20 protein-coding genes and 1 tRNA gene are annotated in these 20,793 nt (G+C 71.4%); 12 read left to right on the forward strand and 9 right to left on the reverse strand.

Annotated elements, in window-relative coordinates:
• Positions 1–26: 26 nt before the first annotated feature.
• Positions 27–611 (reverse strand): hypothetical protein, encoded by a 585-nt coding sequence (locus tag ACWPQI_RS09205; RefSeq protein WP_059174773.1) that lies wholly within the window; start codon positions 609–611, stop codon positions 27–29.
• Positions 598–1,116, reverse strand: coding sequence for a hypothetical protein (locus ACWPQI_RS09210; RefSeq protein WP_010596356.1), 519 nt, complete (start codon positions 1,114–1,116; stop codon positions 598–600). The genes ACWPQI_RS09205 and ACWPQI_RS09210 overlap by 14 nt, the downstream gene beginning before the upstream one ends.
• Before the next feature lie 168 nt (positions 1,117–1,284).
• Between ACWPQI_RS09210 and ACWPQI_RS09215 the strand changes: the two genes are divergently transcribed.
• A complete protein-coding gene (locus tag ACWPQI_RS09215; RefSeq protein ID WP_006554824.1) occupies positions 1,285–1,614 on the forward strand; it encodes a DUF6191 domain-containing protein in 330 nt (109 codons plus the stop codon).
• Here the strand turns inward: ACWPQI_RS09215 and otsB are convergent.
• From otsB to ACWPQI_RS09230, 3 genes are all read right to left on the reverse strand, one after another.
• A complete protein-coding gene (gene otsB, locus ACWPQI_RS09220; RefSeq protein WP_474738771.1) occupies positions 1,611–4,862 on the reverse strand; it encodes a trehalose-phosphatase in 3,252 nt (1,083 codons plus the stop codon). The genes ACWPQI_RS09215 and otsB overlap by 4 nt on opposite strands.
• Before the next feature lie 142 nt (positions 4,863–5,004).
• Entirely contained in the window at positions 5,005–5,286 is a 282-nt protein-coding gene (locus ACWPQI_RS09225; RefSeq protein WP_026137847.1) for a hypothetical protein, read from the reverse strand.
• A 128-nt stretch (positions 5,287–5,414) separates the two neighbouring features.
• Positions 5,415–5,582, reverse strand: a complete 168-nt coding sequence (locus ACWPQI_RS09230; protein WP_017681093.1) for a hypothetical protein — start codon at positions 5,580–5,582, stop codon at positions 5,415–5,417.
• Positions 5,583–5,687: 105 nt separating this feature from the next.
• On the opposite strand from ACWPQI_RS09230, the gene ACWPQI_RS09235 reads away from it, so the two are divergent.
• Both ACWPQI_RS09235 and ACWPQI_RS09240 read left to right on the forward strand, forming a co-directional pair.
• On the forward strand, positions 5,688–6,209 hold the full coding sequence (locus tag ACWPQI_RS09235) for an NUDIX hydrolase (RefSeq protein WP_006554822.1): 522 nt from the start codon (positions 5,688–5,690) through the stop codon (positions 6,207–6,209).
• A complete protein-coding gene (locus ACWPQI_RS09240; protein ID WP_006554821.1) occupies positions 6,206–7,075 on the forward strand; it encodes an SDR family NAD(P)-dependent oxidoreductase in 870 nt (289 codons plus the stop codon). The genes ACWPQI_RS09235 and ACWPQI_RS09240 overlap by 4 nt, the downstream gene beginning before the upstream one ends.
• 172 nt (positions 7,076–7,247) lie before the next feature.
• On the opposite strand, the gene ACWPQI_RS09245 is transcribed toward ACWPQI_RS09240, so the two are convergent.
• Positions 7,248–7,321, reverse strand: a tRNA-Arg gene (locus ACWPQI_RS09245).
• Between the two features lie 159 nt (positions 7,322–7,480).
• Between ACWPQI_RS09245 and ACWPQI_RS09250 the strand changes: the two genes are divergently transcribed.
• From ACWPQI_RS09250 to ACWPQI_RS09280, 7 genes are read left to right on the forward strand one after another with little or no spacing between them, the layout of a single operon-like run.
• Complete coding sequence (locus ACWPQI_RS09250; RefSeq protein ID WP_040271681.1) at positions 7,481–8,362, forward strand: FAD binding domain-containing protein; 882 nt, start codon at positions 7,481–7,483, stop codon at positions 8,360–8,362.
• A gap of 4 nt (positions 8,363–8,366) precedes the next feature.
• Positions 8,367–8,846: a (2Fe-2S)-binding protein gene (locus ACWPQI_RS09255; protein ID WP_003936856.1), complete on the forward strand. Its 480-nt coding sequence runs from the start codon at positions 8,367–8,369 to the stop codon at positions 8,844–8,846.
• A complete protein-coding gene (locus tag ACWPQI_RS09260; RefSeq protein WP_248957558.1) occupies positions 8,843–11,239 on the forward strand; it encodes an aerobic carbon-monoxide dehydrogenase large subunit in 2,397 nt (798 codons plus the stop codon). Before ACWPQI_RS09255 ends, ACWPQI_RS09260 begins: the two co-directional genes overlap by 4 nt.
• Before the next feature lie 28 nt (positions 11,240–11,267).
• Positions 11,268–12,155 carry an XdhC family protein gene (locus ACWPQI_RS09265; RefSeq protein ID WP_248957559.1) on the forward strand — a complete coding sequence of 296 codons (888 nt, stop codon included), beginning with the start codon at positions 11,268–11,270 and terminating at the stop codon, positions 12,153–12,155.
• Between the two features lie 25 nt (positions 12,156–12,180).
• Positions 12,181–13,050, forward strand: a complete 870-nt coding sequence (locus ACWPQI_RS09270) for an AAA family ATPase (RefSeq protein ID WP_010596385.1) — start codon at positions 12,181–12,183, stop codon at positions 13,048–13,050.
• Positions 13,047–14,261 (forward strand): vWA domain-containing protein, encoded by a 1,215-nt coding sequence (locus tag ACWPQI_RS09275; protein WP_010596386.1) that lies wholly within the window; start codon positions 13,047–13,049, stop codon positions 14,259–14,261. Before ACWPQI_RS09270 ends, ACWPQI_RS09275 begins: the two co-directional genes overlap by 4 nt.
• A 31-nt stretch (positions 14,262–14,292) precedes the next feature.
• The gene (locus ACWPQI_RS09280; RefSeq protein WP_268965963.1) at positions 14,293–16,326 is read left to right on the forward strand and encodes a bifunctional copper resistance protein CopD/cytochrome c oxidase assembly protein; all 2,034 of its coding nucleotides are present in this window, start codon (positions 14,293–14,295) and stop codon (positions 16,324–16,326) included.
• Here ACWPQI_RS09280 and ACWPQI_RS09285 read toward each other — a convergent pair.
• Entirely contained in the window at positions 16,323–17,180 is an 858-nt protein-coding gene (locus ACWPQI_RS09285; protein ID WP_017681991.1) for a tryptophan-rich sensory protein, read from the reverse strand. The genes ACWPQI_RS09280 and ACWPQI_RS09285 overlap by 4 nt on opposite strands.
• 114 nt (positions 17,181–17,294) lie before the next feature.
• Here ACWPQI_RS09285 and ACWPQI_RS09290 point away from each other — a divergent pair, with 114 nt between their 5' ends.
• Positions 17,295–18,422, forward strand: a complete 1,128-nt coding sequence (locus ACWPQI_RS09290; RefSeq protein ID WP_474738772.1) for an alpha/beta hydrolase family protein — start codon at positions 17,295–17,297, stop codon at positions 18,420–18,422.
• Positions 18,423–18,678: 256 nt separating this feature from the next.
• Here the strand turns inward: ACWPQI_RS09290 and ACWPQI_RS09295 are convergent, their stop codons facing one another.
• Entirely contained in the window at positions 18,679–19,224 is a 546-nt protein-coding gene (locus ACWPQI_RS09295) for a DUF2716 domain-containing protein (protein ID WP_010596390.1), read from the reverse strand.
• Positions 19,225–19,303: 79 nt separating this feature from the next.
• Positions 19,304–19,660, reverse strand: coding sequence for an ABC transporter permease family protein (locus ACWPQI_RS09300; protein ID WP_010596391.1), 357 nt, complete (start codon positions 19,658–19,660; stop codon positions 19,304–19,306).
• Between the two features lie 224 nt (positions 19,661–19,884).
• Between ACWPQI_RS09300 and ACWPQI_RS09305 the strand changes: the two genes are divergently transcribed.
• Complete coding sequence (locus ACWPQI_RS09305; RefSeq protein ID WP_474738773.1) at positions 19,885–20,775, forward strand: SRPBCC family protein; 891 nt, start codon at positions 19,885–19,887, stop codon at positions 20,773–20,775.
• Positions 20,776–20,793: the final 18 nt, after the last annotated feature.

Raw genomic sequence — 20,793 nt, forward strand, 5'->3', positions numbered from 1 at the left:
CGCGACGTTCGCGGTGGAGCCGTCGGTCAGCGTCGGGCCTCGGCCGCGATCATCGACAGAGTCGGCCGTGCCATGGCCCGCACGAACGGCCCGGCCGCCGTCCAGTAGCGGCGGAAGAGTCTGCGGGCCTTTTCGTCGGTGCCGTGCACCCGGATCTCGGTGAGCAGGACGCAGGTCTGCGCGCCGTACGGCAGAACGGTGAAACTCCATGTGCCGACCCCGCATTCGGGAACCGAGATGCTCGACAGGGGCGTGCCGGGATCCCAGTCGACACGGCCGTACCCCGGCTCCCACCACCGGCCGACGAAGCCGAGCACGAGTTCGCGCCCCGGTTCCTCGGCGACCACCTCGAAGCCGCCCTGCGGACCGATCAGGTCCCCGAGACGGACCGCGCGGCGCGCCCGCACCGTCCGGTGCCGCGGCGCGCGCACGGCGTCGAAGGCCATCCGGGCCAGATTGGGGGCGGCGATCACCGGGGACCGCATGAAGTCGATGCGGCGGATCGCGGCGAACGTGTCCCCGGCGGGGGCGTCGACCACCCGCGCGCGTACGACCCGTTGCTCGAAAACCGGCAGCTGCCGGTCGGTCGCAGTGGAGTCACCGTCCGGCATTGTTGCTCCTCGGGAGCTGCGCCGTCCGATTCGCCGACAGCTGCCGGACCATCACCCAGCGCGCGACGAGGTAGCCGAGGACACCGCCGTAGACGGCCTTCAGCACCAGGAACCATCCCGTCGACAGCCCGGACACACCGAGCAGGTGCAGCACCCAGATCGCGAGCACGGAGACGGCCGCGGCGGCCGCCCCGAGCGACAGACCCAGAGACCAGGTCCCGGACGGCAACCGCGACAGCCACCGACCGGCCTGCGGGGCGTCTGCGGTGGTTGCGTCGAGCCCTCCGCGCAGCGCCCGACGCACCCCGGCGGCGGAGAACCCGGCGACGAGCACGGAGAGGATGATCGCGGTCAGCGCGATGTCGACGACGATCCCGTCCGCGGACCACAGCGGCACGAAGGACGTGCCGCGCTTGCCCGCCCACGCCAGCAGTGGATTGACGACGACGTTCACCAGGCCGGTGACGACGGCCTGCTTCCGGACATACGAGGCAGCAGAATCCACGGCCCATCCTCCCGATCCCGGCCCGCGGGAGCGGGCTCGTTCTCATCGTGAACCGCGGAACCGTGCTCGTTCCAGGGCCGTTGGTCCCGAGAGGGCGGCGCCGACGGGGCGTGGACGGGACTCGGCGCTCTATCCTCGGACATGTCGGCCGCCGCCCCGAGGAGAGTCATGTATCTGCTGGCAGGTGCCGTCGCGCTCGTCGTCGCCGTGCTGCTGCTCGATCGGCTCGGGCTGTGGGCGGAGCGTCGAGGCTGGGTCTACTGGCGCAAGAATCGGCCACCGGCGAACGGAGCCGGTGCCGCGGGTCTTTTCGGTGAGATGCAGGCGCTGTTCTCGCCCTCGCACCGGCACGTGATCGACGAGGGCCGCTCCAGGCAGATGTCGCGGTCGGACACGGCCGCGGGGGAAACCGAACGGATGATCCTCGACCTGCACGCGGGAACCGTGGCGATCGACGTTCGCGGTCGCGCGCCGCAGGGCGGTCCGTCGTCGCACTAGCTCAGGCGAACCGTGCCTCCCGGCTGCAGATGCGCGACGCGGCCGCGGCATTCGATCTCGATCGGCGCCTGGTTCCCGGGGCCCGCGCTCACCTGGACCTCTCTGCCTTTGATGCGCAGGCGAAGACGGTAACCCCGGTAGAAGATGGGGAACTCCAGGGCGCCCAGCGGCTCGGGCCACTGCGGGGAGAACACGAGCCGGCCGCCGCGGGTTTCGAGGCCGGGGACGCACCGCTGCAAGAAGTCGACGCTGCCGGCCATGGCCGCGAGATGAATGCCCTCCATGGTGGTGCCGCCCTGGATGTCGGCGATGTCGGCCTTCAGCGCCTGGTAGAAGTAGTCCACGGCCTCGTCCCGGTGGGCTCGGGCCAGCACCCAGGAATGGACCACCCCGCTCAGGGTGGAGCCGTGCGAGGTTCGCGCCATGTAGTAGTCGATGGTCCGCGGGATCTCCTCGGTCGGGAACCGGTAGCCGAGCCGTTCGAGCAGTTCCTGCAGTTCGTCGGCGGACAGCAGATAGAACAGCATCAGCACGTCGGCCTGCTTCGACGCCCGGTAACAGTTGACGTCGTCGCCTTCGGCCTCGAGGATCCGGTCGAGTCGCTGGATGTCGCCGTAGCGGCGCCGGTAGCCGTCCCAGTCCAGCTCGGCGAGCTCGTCGTACCCCTCGAACTGGCTGAGGACACGGTCGTGGAACGGGACGAACATCTTGCGTGTGATGTCCTCCCAGCGTGTCGTCTCCTGCGCGTGCAGCCCCAGCGCCTGGGTCAGATACGAGCGGATCTGCAGCGGGAGCAGGTCGAGTGTCTCCAGCGCCCGCAGGATCACCCAGACCGACATGACGTTGGTGTACGCGTTGTTGTCGATCCCGTCGTACGGGGCGCCGGGGTAGCCGGAGTGGAACTCGTCGGGGCCGATGACTCCCCGGATGCTGTACCGGTCGCGAGTCTCGTCGTAGGACGCGAGGTCGGCGTAGAAGCGGGCGATCTCGACGAGCATCTCGGCGCCGTACTCGATCAGGAACTCCAGGTCGCCGGTGACCTGGTAGTACTGCCACACGTTGTAGGCGATCGCGATGCCGATGTGGTGCTGGCGCCGGCTCGGATCCGGGTTCCACCGCCCGGATCTGGGGTTGAGGTGGAGCTGCGGGCTCTCCTCGCGGCCGTCGCTGCCCGACTGCCACGGGAACATCGCGCCCCGGTGCCCGGCTTCGCGTGCCATCCGGCGCGCCTCCCGCAGGCGACGGTAGCGGTAGCGCAGCAGCGACCGGGTCAGCGCGGGCAGCCGCAGGTTGAGCACCGGGAACACGAACAGCTCGTCCCAGAAGACGTGCCCGCGGTACGCCTCACCGTGCAGCCCACGGGCCGGCACGCCCACGTCGAGGTCGGTGGTGTTCGCGGAGACGGTCTGCAGCAGATGCAGAAGATGGAACCGGACGACGCGCAGGGCGTGGCCGTGACCCGGACCCTCGTAGTCGATGCCCAGGTGATCCCACAGGTATCCCCAGGCGAGCACGTGGCCGTCGAGCAGTTCGTCGAACCGGCCCAGCCGGGGGAGCCACCGCGCGGCTTCGTCGGCCGGTTCGGACACCGCCGGGTCACGTCCGGTGAACACCGTCACGATCTTCTCGAGCGTCACGGCCCGGTCGGGGTCGACGTCGACGACGATCTCGTGTCCGATCCGGTCGCCGCCGTCGACCAACCGGCACTCGGCCGCAACCGGTTCCCCGCCGCACCACACCGTGTGCCGGGCCGCCATCGCCACCGGGATCCGCGACTGGTTGGTCTGCACCGCCAGCAGCACCGAGTCGGCCGACAGAGAGGTGGTCTGCAGCGGTTCGAGGTGCTCGTCGGCGAGGGCGCGGTAGCGCTCGACGAGGGAGTTCCGGACTGTGCCGTCCAGCAGGGAACGGATCTCGAGCCGGCCCGACCAGTCCTCGGCCGCGATCGTCGTCTCGAGGGCGCAGGCGTGCGGGACGTTCATGGCGACGAACCGCCGCTGCCGCACCGAGGTGGTGCGGCCCGCGGCGTCGCGGAAACGCAGCCGCCGGGTGAGGACGGCGCGGCGCAGATCGAGGTACTGGTGGTAGTCGAGCAGTTCGGCCGAGTCGAGGTCGAACCACTGCCCGCCGTCGACGCGGAAGGTCACCGGCAGCCAGTTCGGCAGGTTCACCAGACTCTCGTGGTCGACGATGCTCCCCGAGACCTCGTCGTCGAGCCGGTTGAAGATGCCGGCCACGTAGGTGCCGGGGTAGTGCACGCCGTCGGCCCGGGATTCGGGAGCGCAGCCGCGGGTGGCGAAGTAGCCGTTGCCGACGGTGCAGAGGGCCTCGCGCAGCTTCTCGGTGGACGGGTCGTAACCGTCGAAGAACATCGTCCAGGCGTCGTCCGGGGGCGGCGCGATCCCCGGGTCGCTGCCGAGCAGATCCGCCAGCCGCTGCAGGATCTCGCGAACCCGGTCCGGGCCGTCGACCGCGAACTGGGCCGTCGACCGCCGGTCACCCTCCCCGGGGTGGCGCACGACGACGCCGATCCCGGTCGACGTCAGGGCCCCGAACGCCTCGTCGCCGGTGAGGTCGTCGCCGATGTAGACCGGCATGGGGTCGCCTGCGCCGCGGACGTGCTCGAGTACCCAGGCCACCGCCCGTCCCTTGTCCCACTCGACGTCGGGGCGCAGTTCGGTGACGTCGCGTCCGTGCGTGACGCGGAGCGGGCCGTCCCGGCCGGCCGCATCGCGCACCGCCGCGAGGACCTCGCCCATCCGGTCCGCGGCGACGTGGCGGTGATGAACGGCGACGGTGAAACGCTTGGGCTCGACCAGAACGCCGGGCACGGCGGCCAGGCGGTCCCGGAGGGCGACGGCGAGCTGCCCGAGGTCGGGCACCGCGCGATCGGCGGCCTCGTGCCGGTGGTACGTGCCGTCCGGACCCACGAGCTCGAAGCCGTGGTTACCCGCGTACCAGAGGCCGGGCACGCCGACCCGTGCCTGCAGGTCGGCCACATCGCGGCCGCTGATCACGCCGACCGGGCAGTATCGGGCGAGCCGGGCGAGTTCGTCCGCCGCGCCGTCGACGAGGGTGGCCGCACCGGGATCGTCCACGAGGTGGGCGAGGGTGCCGTCGAAGTCCAGGAACACGGCGTAGCGACGGGTGCGCAGCATGGCGGTCGCCTGGTGCCGGGATGCCAACGCATCCGGGATCTCCGACAGCCGGCGGTCGTGGGGGCGCGATTCGACCGGGGGCCGCGTCATCGGCCCGGCTCGGATGGTGAGTACATGGCAGTCTGTCCCTCGGCGCCGTTGCGGAACAGGCCCACAGGAGTTTTCCCGATTCTACGATGTGCTCGCCGGTGGGCAGGCCCGTTTCGATGCGGCCCGCCGCCGGTCGGGTCGGCTACGACCAGGTCCTCGGGTTGAAGGCGACGTAGAACCAGGCATTCGCCGCGGGATCCCACGAACACGACACGAGGACGACAGCACCGATGGACCGATCGAACGCCTCGGCCTTGGAGCAGACGGCGCTGCCTTCCGGCCCCGCGAATTCGGCGCGGTAGAGCGGACCGATGCGCCACGGCGCCGCAGCGGCGGTCCCGGGTCCCACGGTGGCACCGAGGACGACCGGGGCGGCGACCAGACCGGCGAGGGCGGCGGCCCGGCGGGCGACCTTCTTCGACACGAGGACTCCTTCGGTTCGGGAACGGTCCCGGCAGCCTGTCGCGTCCTCCGCCGGAACCCGCCCCTCGATGATCACCGGCGGACACCCGCCGCGCAGGCGTTCGCCCGAACCGGCACCGCTGTCCGGAATCAGACCTCCAGCTGCTCGGCCTCCTCGATTGCCGCCTGCAGCTGGTCCAGTAGCGCTCGGGCCTGCGCGATGTCGAGAGCGACACCGAGGCCTTCCGGCAGGTCGAGCACGACGCCGGGTCCGTTCGCGCGGGCGGTGACGGGATGATCGCCGGTCGTATCGGTCACGGCTGGGTCCTTCCGGTTCGGGGGCACGGTTGCCGGGTCTCAGTCTGCCCGGAAGAACTACCGTGTGGGTGCGGGCGCACAGGCCGGTGCCGGAAAGGTGGATCGATGGCTGTCACGAGCGCCGGGATTCTGCTGTACCGGATCGACGATGCCGGTGTGCTCGAGGTGTGGATCGTGCATCCGGGCGGCCCGTACTGGACCGGCAAGGACGAGGCGGCCTGGTCGATTCCCAAGGGTGTGTACGGCGAGGACGAGGATCCGTTCGCCGTGGCGCTACGGGAATTCGAGGAGGAATGCGGAATGCCCGCGCCCTCGGTGGACTACGAGATGCTCGGGCGGTTCAAGCAGCCCTCCGGGAAGATCGTCACCGTCTACGCCGCCGAGACCGCCGCGGAGCTGGCCTTCCTGGGCAGCAACACCTTCGATCTGGAGTGGCCGCCGCGGTCCGAAAAGGTGCAGAGCTTTCCCGAGGTGGACGACGCCCGCTGGTTCCCGCTCGCCGTCGCGGACGTCAAGCTCGTGAAGGGGCAGCGCCCGATCCTCGCCCGGCTCGGCGAGCGGGTGCACGCGGCCGGCCGGGCGTCCGCGGGGACGTCCAGCAGCGGAACGGAGGACGCGGGTACGTGAGCAAGACCGTGCTGATCACCGGGGGAGGGCGGGGACTCGGCCGGGTCACGGCCGGGAAGCTCGCCGCCCGAGGGCACAACGTCCTGCTCACCGCGCGTACCCGGGCTGCCGCGGAGGACGCCGTCGCGGCGATACGGCGGGAGCATCCCGGTGCGCGAGCCGAGCCCCGCTGGGTGGACCTGTCCTCCCTCGAACAGGTCCGCTCCTTCGCCGTCGCGGAAGCCGCGCGGGGCGCACCGATCGACGTGCTGTTCCACATCGCCGGAATTCTGCAGACGAGCAAGCAGCGCCGGCTCACCGTCGACGGGTACGAGGAGACGGTGGCCGTCAACGTCCTGGCCCCGTTTCTGCTCACCCGCCTGCTCCTACCGGCACTCGAACGCAGCGAGGCCGCGCGCGTCGTCACCGTCGGCTCGCGGCTGCATCTGCCCGGATCCCGCGGTGCGCCGGTCGACTTCGACTTCGCCGACGTCCAGCTCGAGCACGGGTACCACCCCGATCGGGCGTACAAGAATTCGAAGCTGGCGGTGCTGTGGTTCACCTACGAGCTCCAGCGCCGCCTCGAGGGGCGTCCGATCACCGCGAACGCCGTGTGCCCCGGTTTCGTGCCCACCACCGCTGCGGCGAGCACCCGCGGTCTCATGCGGCTGTTCATGGCGCACGTGTTGCCGCACATGCCGTTCGCCACGTCCGTCGACGCGGCCACCGACTCGCTGGTGTTCATGGCCGTCGACCCGTCGCTCGACGGAATCGGCGGCCGGTTCTTCGGCGAGTGCCACGAGATCGACTCCAGCCCGCAGTCCCACGACGTCGCTCAGGCCCGGCGGTTCTGGGAACTCGCCGAACGCCTCACCCGCGCGGCGTGACCGCACAGCCCGCGACCGGCACAGACGCGCGGGCGCCAGTCAACCGCGGCGACTATCGGGGCCGCGGCTGACTGGGAACGCCGCGGATACTGGACCCCGGCCGGAGGCCGGCAGTGTCACCGCGGCCGGAGGCCGGCAGTGTCACCGCGGCCGGAAGCCGGCAGTGTCACGGTGCCCCCGGCAGGACTCGAACCTGCGACCTAGAGATTAGAAGGCTCTTGCTCTATCCAGCTGAGCTACGGAGGCGCGGCCAGAATCTTAACTGTTTGCCGGTGCGTGCCCGACCGAGGCCCCGCCGCTGCCGGCGCGGTGGGCGCGTGCGTCCCGATCGGGCGGCGAATCCGCCCGTCGCGCCGCGAGCGCGGGCATACACTCCGTAGGTAGCTGAAATGTGAGGTATGCCACATGCAAGTACCTTCGGCTTTCGAATACGAGCGCGCCACCGGCATCGAACACGCCATCGCTCTACTGGACGAACGCGGCGAGGAAGCCCGAGTCGTCGCTGGTGGGCACAGTCTCCTGCCGATGATGAAACTGCGGCTCGCCGGCCCCGAGTGTCTGATCGACATCAACGACCTGGCCGGCGAGCTCGGCTACATCGCCGTCGAGCCCGACGTCGTGCGGATCGGCGCGCTGGCGCGGCACCGCGAACTCCTCGAAAACGAGGCGCTCGCCGAGATCTTCCCGATCTTCCGCGACGCCGAACGCGTCATCGCCGACCCCGTGGTGCGCAACCGCGGCACGATCGGCGGGTCGCTGTGCCAGGCCGACCCCGCCGAGGACCTGTCCACCGTGTGCCAGGTCCTCGACGCATCGGTCGTGCTGCGCGGTCCGCGCGGCAGCCGGACGCTGACGATGGAGGAGTTCCACCTGGGCCCCTACGAGACGACCGCCGCCGCCAACGAACTGCTCGTCGAGGTCCGGCTGCCGCGACGGGGCCGCGGGTCGAGCGCCTACGCCAAGGTCGAGCGACGAACGGGGGACTGGGCGATCGCCGCCGCCGGCGCGGCGGTGTGGATGAGCGACGGCGCCATCGACGACGCGCGCGTCGGCCTCACCGCGGTCCGGGCGGACGCGCAGGCCCTGGCCGGCATCTCCGACCGGCTGCGCGGCGCGACGCCGTCCGAGGACCTCTACCGCGAGGCCGGCGAACTCGCCGCCGCCGCGAGCGACCCGGTCGCGGATCAGCGCGGCACCGTCGACTACAAACGCCACCTCGCCGCGGAGCTCACGGTGCGGACCCTGCGCCGCGCCGTCGAGCGGCTCACCACCTCCGAAAGGGGTTGACCCGATGCGTGTTTCGATGACCGTCAACGGAGACGAGGTCAGTGCCGAGGTGGAACCGCGGCTGCTGCTCGTCCACTTCCTGCGCGATCACCTCGGCCTGACCGGCACGCACTGGGGCTGCGACACCAGCAACTGCGGCACCTGCGTCGTCGCGGTCGACGGCGAGCCCGTCAAGTCGTGCACCATGCTCGCTGCCATGGCGAGCGGCCACGACGTGCGCACCGTCGAGGGACTCGAGCGCGACGGCGTGCTCGACCCCGTCCAGGAGGGCTTCATGCGCTGCCACGGGCTGCAGTGCGGCTTCTGCACCCCCGGCATGATGATCACCGCCCGCGCCCTGCTCGACCGCAACCCGGACCCCGACGAGCAGACCATCCGCGAGGCGATCTCCGGGCAGATCTGCCGCTGTACCGGCTACACCACCATCGTGCGGTCCGTCCGCTGGGCCGCCGAACACCCCGCCACCGAGAAGGCGCCGTCATGACCGCCGTCGACCCGACCCCCGAGCTGCTCGACACCGTCGACAACGACGAGAAGCCGTGCGGCCACGGCCGCATGCTGCGCAAGGAGGACCCGCGATTCATCCGCGGCCACGGCCGCTTCGTCGACGACGTGCAACTACCCGGCATGCTGCACCTGGCGATCCTGCGCTCCCCGGTCGCGCACGCGAAGATCCTCGGCATCGACACCAGCGCCGCGCAGGCCCACCCGAAGGTGCGGGCCGTCGTCACCGGCGCCGACCTCGCGGACAAGGGCCTGGCCTGGATGCCGACCCTGTCCAACGACGTCCAGGCCGTCCTCGCCACCGACAAGGTCCGCTTCCAGGGCCAGGAGGTCGCCTTCGTCGTCGCCGAGGACCGGTACTCCGCCCGCGACGCCCTCGAACTCATCGACGTCGAGTACGACATCCTCGATCCGGTCGTCGACGTCCGTCGTGCCCTCGCACCTGAGGCCCCGGTGATCCGCACCGACCTCGAGGGCAAGACCGACAACCACTGCTTCGACTGGGAGACCGGGGACGCCGCCGCCACCGAAGCCGCGTTCGCGAAGGCCGACGTGATCACCCGGCAGGAGATGGTCTATCCCCGGGTGCACCCGGCGCCGATGGAAACCTGCGGTGCCGTGGCCGACTACGACCGGATCACCGGCAAGCTCACGCTGTGGTCGACGAGCCAGGCGCCGCACGCCCACCGCACCCTCTACGCCCTCGTCGCGGGTCTGCCCGAACACAAGATCCGGGTGATCGCCCCGGACATCGGCGGCGGGTTCGGCAACAAGGTGCCCATCTATCCCGGGTACGTCTGCGCGATCGTCGCGTCCCTCGTCACGGGCAAGCCGGTCAAGTGGATGGAGGACCGCAGCGAGAACCTGGTGAGCACCGGCTTCGCCCGCGACTACGTGATGGTCGGTGAGATCGCAGCGACCCGCGAGGGGAAGATCCTCGCGATCCGCACCCAGGTCCTCGCGGACCACGGCGCGTTCAACGGCACCGCCGCCCCGGTGAAGTACCCGGCCGGCTTCTTCGGGGTGTTCACCGGCAGCTACGACATCGAGGCCGCCTACTGCCACATGACCGCCGTCTACACCAACAAGGCGCCCGGCGGCGTGGCCTACGCGTGCTCGTTCCGCATCACCGAGGCCGTCTACCTCGTCGAGCGGCTCGTGGACTGCCTGGCCTACGATCTCGAGCTCGATCCGGTGCAGCTGCGGCTGCAGAACCTGCTGCGGCCCGAACAGTTTCCGTACACCAGCAAGACCGGATGGAAGTACGACTCCGGCGACTACGCGACCACCCTGCGCAAGGCGGCGGAGATGGTCGGGTACGAGGAGTTGCGCCGCGAGCAGGCCGAGCGCCGCGCGCGGGGCGAACTGATGGGCATCGGCGTGGCGTTCTTCACCGAGGCCGTCGGTGCCGGCCCCCGCAAGGACATGGACATCCTCGGTCTCGGCATGGCCGACGGCTGCGAGCTGCGCGTGCACCCCACCGGCAAGGCGGTGGTGCGGCTGTCCGTGCAGACCCAGGGCCAGGGGCACGAGACGACGTTCGCGCAGATCGTCGCCGAGGAACTCGGCATCCCACCCGAGGACATCGACGTCGTGCACGGCGACACCGACAACACCCCGTTCGGTCTCGGCACCTACGGCAGCCGGTCCACCCCGGTCTCCGGCGCGGCCGCCGCCCTCGTCGCGCGCAAGGTCCGCGACAAGGCCCGGATCATCGCCTCCGGCATGCTCGAGGTGTCCGTCGCCGACCTCGACTGGACCAAGGGCTCCTTCCACGTCAAGGGCGATCCGACCGCGTCGGTGACCATCCAGGACATCGCGATGCGGGCGCACGGCGCGGGCGATCTGCCCGAGGGTGTCGAGGGCGGACTCGAGGCCCAGATCTGCTACAACCCCGAGAACCTCACCTACCCGTACGGGGCGTACTTCTGCGTCGTCGACGTCGACCCCGGCACGGGTGAGGTGACGGTCCGCCGATTCCTCGCCGTCGACGACTGCGGCACCCGCATCAACCCGATGATCATCGAGGGCCAGGTCCACGGCGGACTCGTCGACGGCATCGGGATGGCGCTGATGGAGATGATCGAGTTCGACGAGGACGGCAACTGCCTCGGCGGCTCGCTCATGGACTACCTCATCCCCACGGCCATGGAGGTGCCGCACTTCGAGACCGGGTTCACCGTCACCCCGTCGCCGCACCACCCGATCGGCGCCAAGGGCATCGGCGAGTCCGCGACCGTCGGCTCGCCGCCCGCCGTGGTCAACGCCGTCGTCGATGCCCTGCGCCCCTTCGGGGTGCGGCACGCCGACATGCCGCTGACCCCGTCCCGGGTGTGGGAGGCGATGCAGGGCCGGACCACCCCGCCGATCTGACCCACCGGCCCGAACCAGGGAGAGCCGTATGGACCTGACGATGCGTGCCGCGGAACTGACCCGCCGGCGCCGGGCGTTCGTCCGTGCCACCGTGGTGCGCGCCCAGCGGCCGACGTCCGCGCGGCCCGGCGACTGCGCGCTGGTACTCGACGACGGCACGATCGAAGGCTTCGTCGGTGGCCAGTGCACCGAGACCTCGGTGCGGGACGCCGCGCGACAGGCCCTGACCACGGGGGAGAGCACCCTGCTGCGGGTCCTGCCCGGCACCGCGCAGACCTTCCCCGACACCCCGGGGGCCACCGTCGCGGTCAATCCGTGCCTGTCGGGCGGTGCGACGGAGATCTTCCTCGAGCCGCAGCTACCCGCCCCGATGCTCGTCGTGTCGGGGTCGACGCCGGTGGCCGAGGCCGTCGCGGACTTCGCCGCGCGGCTCGACTTCGTGGTCGACCGCCTCGAGCCGGGCGCCACGCCCGCCGCCGACGCCGCGGCCGTCGTCGTCGCGAGCCTCGGTGGCGAGGAGCCGGGCGTCATCCGGGCCGCCCTCGACGCCGGGATCGGCTACGTCGGGCTCGTCGCCAGCCGGCGGCGCGGCGCCGACGTGCTCGCGCAGGCCGAGGTGCGCCCCGACGAACGAGCGCGCGTGCACACCCCCGCGGGTCTCGACATCGGGGCGCGCACCGCCGCGGAGATCGGGCTGTCGATCGTCGCCGAACTGGTGCAGGCGGTCCGCCGCGAGAATCTCGGGTCGCCCACCGCGCCGATCGCGGCCCCGCACACCGCGGTGGACCCCGTGTGCGGGATGACCGTCACCGTCACCGCCGACACGCCGCATCTGTCCGACGCCGGCACCGATGTGTGGTTCTGCTGCCCGGGATGCCGCCGCGCCTACCAGAAGGAACACGCCACGTGTTCGTGACGGGACCGGCTCCGGGAGCCGGCCGATGAGCGTGTTCGCCGACGTCGACGACGTCGTCCGCCGGTTCGACGACCGGGACTACCTGCTCGACGAGGGCACCGCCACCGCCCTGTATCTCGCGGTGGAACTCGGCCGGCCGCTGCTGCTCGAGGGCGAACCCGGCGTCGGCAAGACCACCGCCGCCAAGGCCCTCGCCGCCGCCGTGGGCACCGAGCTGATCCGGTTGCAGTGCTACGAGGGTCTCGCCGCGAGCGAGGCCCTCTACGACTGGAACTACCAGCGGCAGCTGCTCGCGATCCGGCTCGCGGAAACCCGCGGCGAGACGCTGCGCGAGGCCGACCTCTACACCGAGGAGTTCCTGCTCGAACGGCCGGTGCTGCGCTGCGTGCGCCACCGCGGGCCCACCGTCCCGGTGCTGCTCATCGACGAGATCGACCGGGCCGACGACGAATTCGAGGCGCTGCTGCTCGAGTTCCTCGGCGAGTACTCGGTCACGATCCCCGAACTCGGCACCCTCGCCGCCGCTCGGCCCCCGATCGTCGTGCTCACCTCCAACCGCAGCCGCGACCTGCACGACGCGCTGCGCCGGCGCTGCCTGTACCACTGGATCGACTATCCGGACCGGCACCGCGCCGTGGCGATCCTGCGCCGCACCGTCCCCGCCGCGAACCTCGCGCTGGTCGAATCGGCCGCCGACTTCGTCGCCTCCGTGCGCCGGCTGGACCTGGACAAGGCGCCGGGCATCGCCGAGACCATCGACTGGGTGTCCGCACTCGTGGCGCTCGGAGTGGCGGATCTGGTCCACCCGGGCGCGGTGGCGACACTGACCGCGCTCGCCAAGACCCCCGACGACCGGACCACCATCCGCGCCGAATACGAGGAGTTCCGCGCGTGAGCAGCGCGCTGCTGCTGCGCGGCGTCGACCTCGCCGCGTTCACCGTGGCGCTCACCGACCGGTTGCGCCGCGCCGGCGTGCCCGTCGCCGCGACCGCCACCGCGACCCTGGTGCGGGCACTGCGCCTGCACCCGCCGCGCACCCGCAGTCGCCTGTACTGGACGGCGCGGATCGCCCTCGTCGACCGGCAGGACGCGCTCGAGGCATTCGACGCCGTCTTCGCCGAGGTCTTCGACCAGCAGGCGCTCGCCGTCGACCCGCACGCCCGGCGCACCGGACCCGACGGGGCGACGGGCGCGGGGGAGACCACCGTGCCGGCGCCGCACGCGCCGCCGGGGGCGCCGCAGTCCGGTGTGCCGTGGCACACCGGCGCCCCGCGTCGATCCGGCGGACCCGGCGAGACGGGCCGGCCCGGGCCATGGGCGCCGAGCCCCGTCGAGATCGTCGCCGACCAACCGTTCGGCGACCTCCGGCCCGAGGACCTGCGCCTGCTGGGGCAGTGGCTCGAGCAGGCCCGGGTGCGCTGGCCGCGGCGCCTCGGCCGCCGCCGCACGCCGCACCACCACGGCCGCCTCGACGTGCGGGCCACCCTCGCCGCCTCCCGGCACACCGGGTTCGAGCTGATCCGTCTGTGCCGGGCGCGGCCGATCCGCCGGCCGCGCCGGATCGTGGTGCTGTGCGACGTGAGCCGGTCCATGCACGGCTACGCCGACACCTACCTGCACCTGATGCGGGCCGCGGTGCGCGCCGGCGACGCCGAGGTGTTCGCGTTCTCCACGAGCCTGACCCGGCTCACCGCGACCCTGGCGCACCGCTCCGCCGAGCACGCCGTCGCCCGCGCCAACGACACGGTCGTCGACCGCTACGGCGGCACCCACATCGCCGGGAGCCTCGAGGCGTTGCTCGCCTCCCACCACGGCAACCTGCTGCGCGGCGCCGTCGTGTTCGTCGCCTCCGACGGGTGGGACAGCGACGATCCGCAGGCGCTCGGCCGGGCCGTCGCGCGGATCCGTCGCCGCGCCCACCGGCTGGTGTGGCTGAACCCTCGGGCCGGCCGGCCCGGCTACCGTCCCGAGACGGGGCCCATGGCGGCAGCGCTGCCGCACTGCGACGCTCTGCACGCGGCTGACACCCTCGACGCCCTGCGCGTGGTGTTCGATCTCGACCCGGTCGCCGGGTGGGTGGCGCACGTCTCCGACGGTGCGTCGTAGCGGCGCGCGCCGAGGTCCTACCCTGGTAGCTATGGCATCACCCGAGCTCGCGTCGGCCGCGCCGACCTCCTCGCCGCCGGCCGGGCGGCGCAACACGTCGGCACTGTACGTCCTCCTCGGGCTCGTCGCCGCGGTCGTCGCGCCGATCGTGGTCGGTCTGTCCGCCGCGCAGGCGCTGGTGCTGCTGGGCATCCCGGACCCGGGACCGCTCACCACCTACGGACTGCCCGCGGTGCGCGCGATCGCGGAGGTCGCGGCCGTCGCCGCGGTCGGTTCGCTGTTCTTCGCCGCGTTCCTGGTGCCGCCGCAGCGCAGCGGGGTGCTGGACGTGGGCGGCTACCGGGCCGTGCGGACCGCGGGCGCCGCCGCCCTGATCTGGGCTTTGTGCTCGGCGGTGCTGGTGCCGCTGACCCTGTCCGACACCTCCGGGCAGCCGCTGACCGAGGCCCTGAAGCCGGAGAACCTGTGGGGCGCGATCGGGCAGATCGACACGGCGCTCGCGTGGGCGTGGACGGCTGCGCTCGCCCTGATCCTGGCGGTGCTGATCCGCGCCGCGGTGCGCTGGTCGTGGGTGCCGTACCTGCTGCTGCTGTCCCTGGTGACCCTGATGCCGCTGGCCCTGACCGGGCACTCGTCGTCGGGCGGGTCGCACGATATGGCCACCAACAGTCTCGTGCTGCACCTGGTCGCGGCGTCGGTGTGGGCGGGCGGGTTGTTCGCCCTGCTCGCCCACGGGTGGCGCCGCGGCGCGCACACCGACCTCGCGGCCCGCCGGTTCTCGTTCGTCGCCGGGCTGGCGTTCGCGGTGATGGCCCTGAGCGGGGTCGTCAACGCCGCGGTCCGGCTGCCCGCGGACGAGCTGCTCACCAGCACCTACGGCCGGCTGATCGTGGCCAAGGCGCTGGCACTGATCGCCCTGGGCGTCCTCGGGTGGATGCAGCGGCGCCGTGCGCTGCCCGCGCTCGAGGCGAACCCCGACGATCGGGGCGCGCTCGTCCGGTTCGCGGCCGTCGAGGCCGTCATCCTGGCCGCCACGGTCGGCCTGGCCGTCGGGCTGGGCCGCACCCCGCCGCCCCCGCCGGCGACGGTGCCGTCGCTGCTCGAGGTGGAGCTGGGCTACAACCTGGACGGCCCCCCGACACTCGGCACCCTCTTCTTCGGGGCGTGGCGCTTCGACCTGATCTTCGGCACGATCGCCCTCGTCCTCGCGGTCGCCTACGCGATCGGGCTGTGGACGCTGCGCCGGCGCGGCGACAGCTGGCCCGTCGGCCGGTCGATCGCCTGGTTCTCCGGCTGCTTCGTGCTGCTGGTCGCCACGTCGTCGGGCGTGGGCATGTACTCGCCGGCGATGTTCAGCGTCCACATGGGCGCCCACATGGCGATGTCGATGCTGGCGCCCGTGCTGCTCGCCCTCGGCGGGGCGATGACCCTGGCGCTGCGGGCCTTCAAACCGGCGGGCCGCGACGGCTACCCCGGCCCGCGGGAATGGCTCCTCGCGTTCCTGCACAGCCCGCCGTCGCGGTTCTTCACCCATCCGGTCGTCGCGTCGGTGATGTTCGTCGGCGGCTTCTACGCGTTGTACCTGGGTGGGATCTTCGAGGCCAACGCCGACAGCCATGCCGCGCACGTGCTGATGAACCTGCACTTCCTGATCAGCGGCTACCTGTTCTACTGGGTCGTGATCGGCGTGGACCCGTCGCCGCGGGACGTGACGCCGGTGACGAAGCTGGCGATGGTGTTCGGCTCCCTGCCGTTCCACGCGTTCTTCGGCGTGACGTTGATGAGCATGGGCTCGGTGATGGCGGAGTCCTACTATCGCGGGCTCGGCCTGGCCTGGAACAGCGACCTGTTCGCCGATCAGAAGGTGGGGGGCAGTATCGCCTGGTCGGCGGGGGAGATCCCGCTGGTGCTGGTCATGCTGGCGCTGCTGGTGCAGTGGTCGCGCAGCGACGAGCGCACCGCGCGACGGGTGGACCGCGCCGCCGAGCGCGACGACGACGCCGATCTCGCCGCCCACAACGCGATGTTCGCCGAGCTGGCGCGGCGGGACCACGAGGGCCACTAGGTGCGCCGGCGCCGCGCGGTGTCGGTGCGCCGCCGCCGCGCGGCCTCGGTGCGCAGCCGCACGATCACCGCGGACAGCACCGCCACGGCCGCCGCGCCGCCCGCCGCGACGGCGGCCGGGACTGAGGTGAATCCGGTGTCGCCGCTGCGGGCCACCGCGATCCACACCAGGCCCCACGCCATGGCCGCGGCGACGGCGAGCCGCCCGTGCCCGGCGATGGCCAGGAGCACCGACACCGCGGCGACCGCGACCAGGACGATCACCGCCCAGGCGTCGGCGCCCAGCGAGAACGGGTCGACGTCCGCGGCGCGCAGCGCCGCCGCCGTGTTCGCGACGGTGGCCACCGCGACCCAGCCCAGGTACAGGAACATCGTGCCGTCCACGACGACCGCTTCCACGCGGGACGACGGCGCGGTGCGGGTCAGGCCGAGGAAGATCCGGACCAGCACGGCCAGCAGCGCGACGATGACCGCGACGCTGAGCGCGAGCAGTTCGAGCTGCACGACGAGGATCCACGCGGCGTTGAGCAGCATCGACGCGGCGATCCACCAGCCGAGCGCCCGCTGGCGGGGGTCGGCGTGGTGCGCGGGCAGCGCCTGCCACACCGCGAGCGCCAGCAGACCCGCGTAGATCACCGACCAGATCGCGAATGCCGGACCGCCCGGCGCCACCGCCGTCGCATCGGCGGAGAGCGCCCCGTCGGCCACCTCGGAGATCGGTGTGCCCACCACGGCCCCGGAACCGAGGAAGGACAGAGCGACCGCGGCGATCGCCGACACGGCGACGCCTGCGACGCGGAGCCGATCGGCGGCGGTGGCCTGTGGGGTCGTCGAGCTCGCCGGGAAAGTCGTCATGCCTCGGAAGATGCCCGGCGTCACCGTGCCCGAAACGTCCTGTCCGGCTGGGCGCCGCTGCTAGGTTTGAGCGCCTGTAGGTTCGAGCGCCTGCACCGACGACGGGAGGACACGATGAGGGGAATCGGGTGGCGGCTGCGGGCGCTCGCGTGCATCGGGGCCGTGGCGGCCGGGCTGGTCGTGCCCGCGACGGCCGGCGCGCAACCCGGGCCCGGCACGGTGGTCGCGGTCGAGTCACTGCCCGGTGAGCTGTCGGTGCCGGGAGCGGCCACGGCCGAGCGACTGGCCTTCCGCACCCAGTGGCGATCGGGTGCGTCGACGACCGCCTCGGGTGTCCTGTACCTGCCTCCGGGTCAGGCGCCCGAGGGTGGCTGGCCGGTCGTGTCGTGGGCCCACGGCACCGTCGGCGTCGGCGACGACTGCGCCCCGTCGCGCAACCCGCGCACCGACCGCGACCGGGCATATCTCGGACACTGGCTGTCCCGGGGCTACGCCGTGGTCGCCTCCGACTATCCCGGCCTGGGCAGCGACGGGCTCCACACCTACCTCGACGGGCCGAGTGCCGCGAACAGCGTCGTCGACGTCGTCCGGGCCGCCCGCGCCGCCGAGCCGTCGCTGTCGAACCGGTGGATCGTGATCGGCCAGTCGCAGGGCGGCCACGCGGCCCTGCACACCGCGCTCCTGGCGACGTCGCGGGCCCCCGAACTCGACTTCCGCGGCATGATCGCCACCGGCGCGCCGTCGAACCTCGAGACGCTGTTCCCGTTCGGCGGTCCCGGATTCCCGGATCTGGGCCTCGACGGCACCACCGTGTTCCTGTCCTACGTCCTGGCCGGTCTGCGAGTCACGCGGCCCGACGTGGACGTGAACAGCTACCTCACCCCGGTCGGGCGGGACGTCGTCGACGACGCGGAGCGGCTCTGCTACGCCGAACTCAGCGACCGCGTCGTCGGCATCGGAGTGGGGGAGATCCTGGCGCGCCCGCTCGGCGACGACCGCATGCGCGCGGCCCTCGCCGACTACATGGGAGTGCCCACCCGTGGCTACGACCGGCCGCTGTTCCTCGGCCAGGGCTTGCGTGATCAGGTCGTGCCGGCGCCGCTGTCGTTCAAGCTCGTCGCCGACCTGTGGTCCGGAGGCACGAACGTCGACTACCGCACCTACCCCAACGGGCATTCCGAGACCATGTTCGACGCACTGCCGGCCACCACGCCGTTCGCGGCGACCCTGTTCGGCGGGTAGAGCCGCTATTCGTGCGGGGCCCGGTGATTGTCGAGGCTGCTGCGGGTCGACGCGTCAGCTGACGCGGGCGCAGGGCCGCAAGATGTTCGACCTGCACGAGGCCGGCGCGAAGACTGTGGTCGCCGGCGGATCGGCCCAGTCAGCCGAATCCGGCGACGATGAGGGTGTCGCCTTCTCGACAGGTGGCGAGGGCTTCGCACAGTCCGGGCCGATGTCGTGGCCCCGTCCCGCGGTGCGCGAGTGGTGTGCTGTTGTGTTACAGGGCGTCGGGTCGACGGCCGTCGATCCGTATGACAGGCAGCCACGTCGCGAGGGTCCGGCCCAATGAACCGACAGGACGTTCGCCGAACACGCACAGGGTCTGCTCCCACGGGTGTCCGAACGTGCCCTCGCTGAGGTCGTCGCGCAGAAAGAGGTGGTAGTCGCCGTTGGGGTAGACCGGAACCCGCCACTCGGTGTCCGGGGTGGCGGCATGCACGGCCGTATCGAGCCGATAGCAGGTGTGCTGCCAGTCCAGCACCACGAACATCGGGTCCTCGGGGAAATCGGAGACGAAACAACGTAACGCTTCGGCGTTGATCGCATCGAAGCGGCTCTGCCACGCGCCTGCGATGTCGGCAGGCGCGGTGAGATCGAACGTGATCGACGGTGTCGGTTCTGCCATCGCCGGCCAATCCGACTCGGTAAGACCAGGCCGGAACCTGAACCGGTCGGTGAACTGATCCCAGTACCGGTTCTGGTCGTCGAGTGTGGTCCAGCCCGGGGGCAACGGGCTACCGAAGTCGAGTGTGTGTCTCATCATGGCGCGTCTCCTCGTAACCGGTACCGCCGCGCCCACAGCGATACCTCTGTTGCTGTGCGGGACCATCACAAGGGCGGGGTCACACGTGGCGTCGCCGCCAGGTCCACACGCACAAGGCAATTCCCACGAGTGATATCGCAGGTAGTACCCATCTCCACCGACGCAATGTCATGAACCGCTGGTACTGCTCGTTCGACAGGAACTGCAAACCCGGCTGATTCACGGTGGGCGGATCCCACCAGTAACTGCCCGAGCCGGTCAGCACCTGAGGCCATGCGAAGACACTCACCGCAGCCGCGATGACGATGCAGGTCGCCGGGAATGCCACCCAGAACCACGGAAACCCGGAAGCGCGTTCCACCCGGTCTCGCTGTCGCACCACCACGCCCGCCACCAGCCCCATCAGCGCCAGAACTCCGAACACCAACCATGCCATGCGCTCGGACGATACGGCCCTTCCGCTGGAAGGTCGGGAAACCAACGTACGGAGTGCTGTTCGAAGATCGTCGAACAGCACAGCAGCCTGGGCCCACGGAGCGGTGACATCGCGACCACAACCGGCCGATCCCGAGCTCCGGGTGGCCGGCGGAGCGTAGCGTGCGAAACGTGTGATCCGGCGGCCGTAATTCGGGGACAGTCAGGACGGAAGGGATCGGACCGATGGCGAAGATGAGCCGCACCACCACGATCGAGGCGCCCGTGGCGGAGGTGTTCGAGTTCGCGAAGGACGTCGGGAAGTTGTGGGTCTGCTTTCCCGACTGCGCAGTGAGGGACGTCGACCTCACCCCGGACGGGGTCGGGACGAGTGCCGAGTGGTTCGAGAAGCTGCTGGGCCTGCACCTGAAAGGACGCGTGGAGTACACCGAGGTCGTCCCCGGCGAGCGCATCGTGGCCCGATCCGGCATGGGACCGGTCTGGACCTTCACGTTCGCGCCGCAGGACGGCGCGACGCGCCTGACCTTGGACTGCGAATGGACACTCGACGTTCCGGTCGTCGGGGTGCCCGTCGAGGAGTTGATGTTCAAGCTGAGCGGGGGTGACATCGAGCGGATGCTCGCCACCGTGAAGGCACGGGTGGAGGGTGCCCGGGCGCAGGTGGTGCCGCCCAGTTCGCGTGCAGCGCAGGGCATCACGATCGACACCCCCGTCGAGAAGGTGTTCGCGTTCGCGCGTGACATCGGGAAGTTGCGGTCCGCTCATCCGAACACGGCGGTCCGGGAGGTCCGGTCGACCCCGGACGGTGTCGGGTCGAGCGCCCAGTGGTTCGGAGGACTCCTCGGCCTGCATTTCGAGGATCACGTCGAGTTCGTCGAGGTCGTCCCCGACGAACGCATCGTCGTCCGGTCGACGCCCCGGGCGGGCATCGAGTTCCTGTGGACGCTCACGTTCGCGCCCGCGGACGGCGGCACCGAGGTGACGCTGGCAGGAACCTCGCATGTCGCCGTCCTCGTCGCCGACGTCCCCCTCGGCGATCATCTCCCGAAATGGACCGAGAGCAGCATGCAGCAGATGCCGGCCCACCTGAAGACCCGGATCGAGCGTGTGGGCTGACCCGAGCCGGTCGCGCCG

The sequence above is a fragment of the Rhodococcus sp. LMD genome, assembly GCF_056108245.1.

Coding starts and splice junctions, on each gene's coding strand:
- ACWPQI_RS09250 (WP_040271681.1), top strand. CDS start 7,481: ATGCAAGTACCTTCGGCTTTCGAATACGAGCGCGCCACCGGCATCGAA.
- ACWPQI_RS09260 (WP_248957558.1), top strand. CDS start 8,843: ATGACCGCCGTCGACCCGACCCCCGAGCTGCTCGACACCGTCGACAAC.
- ACWPQI_RS09280 (WP_268965963.1), top strand. CDS start 14,293: ATGGCATCACCCGAGCTCGCGTCGGCCGCGCCGACCTCCTCGCCGCCG.
- otsB (WP_474738771.1), bottom strand. CDS start 4,862: ATGACGCGGCCCCCGGTCGAATCGCGCCCCCACGACCGCCGGCTGTCG.
- ACWPQI_RS09290 (WP_474738772.1), top strand. CDS start 17,295: ATGAGGGGAATCGGGTGGCGGCTGCGGGCGCTCGCGTGCATCGGGGCC.
- ACWPQI_RS09255 (WP_003936856.1), top strand. CDS start 8,367: ATGCGTGTTTCGATGACCGTCAACGGAGACGAGGTCAGTGCCGAGGTG.
- ACWPQI_RS09300 (WP_010596391.1), bottom strand. CDS start 19,660: ATGGCATGGTTGGTGTTCGGAGTTCTGGCGCTGATGGGGCTGGTGGCG.
- ACWPQI_RS09285 (WP_017681991.1), bottom strand. CDS start 17,180: ATGACGACTTTCCCGGCGAGCTCGACGACCCCACAGGCCACCGCCGCC.
- ACWPQI_RS09235 (WP_006554822.1), top strand. CDS start 5,688: ATGGCTGTCACGAGCGCCGGGATTCTGCTGTACCGGATCGACGATGCC.
- ACWPQI_RS09205 (WP_059174773.1), bottom strand. CDS start 611: ATGCCGGACGGTGACTCCACTGCGACCGACCGGCAGCTGCCGGTTTTC.
- ACWPQI_RS09265 (WP_248957559.1), top strand. CDS start 11,268: ATGGACCTGACGATGCGTGCCGCGGAACTGACCCGCCGGCGCCGGGCG.
- ACWPQI_RS09270 (WP_010596385.1), top strand. CDS start 12,181: ATGAGCGTGTTCGCCGACGTCGACGACGTCGTCCGCCGGTTCGACGAC.
- ACWPQI_RS09305 (WP_474738773.1), top strand. CDS start 19,885: ATGGCGAAGATGAGCCGCACCACCACGATCGAGGCGCCCGTGGCGGAG.
- ACWPQI_RS09295 (WP_010596390.1), bottom strand. CDS start 19,224: ATGATGAGACACACACTCGACTTCGGTAGCCCGTTGCCCCCGGGCTGG.
- ACWPQI_RS09215 (WP_006554824.1), top strand. CDS start 1,285: ATGTATCTGCTGGCAGGTGCCGTCGCGCTCGTCGTCGCCGTGCTGCTG.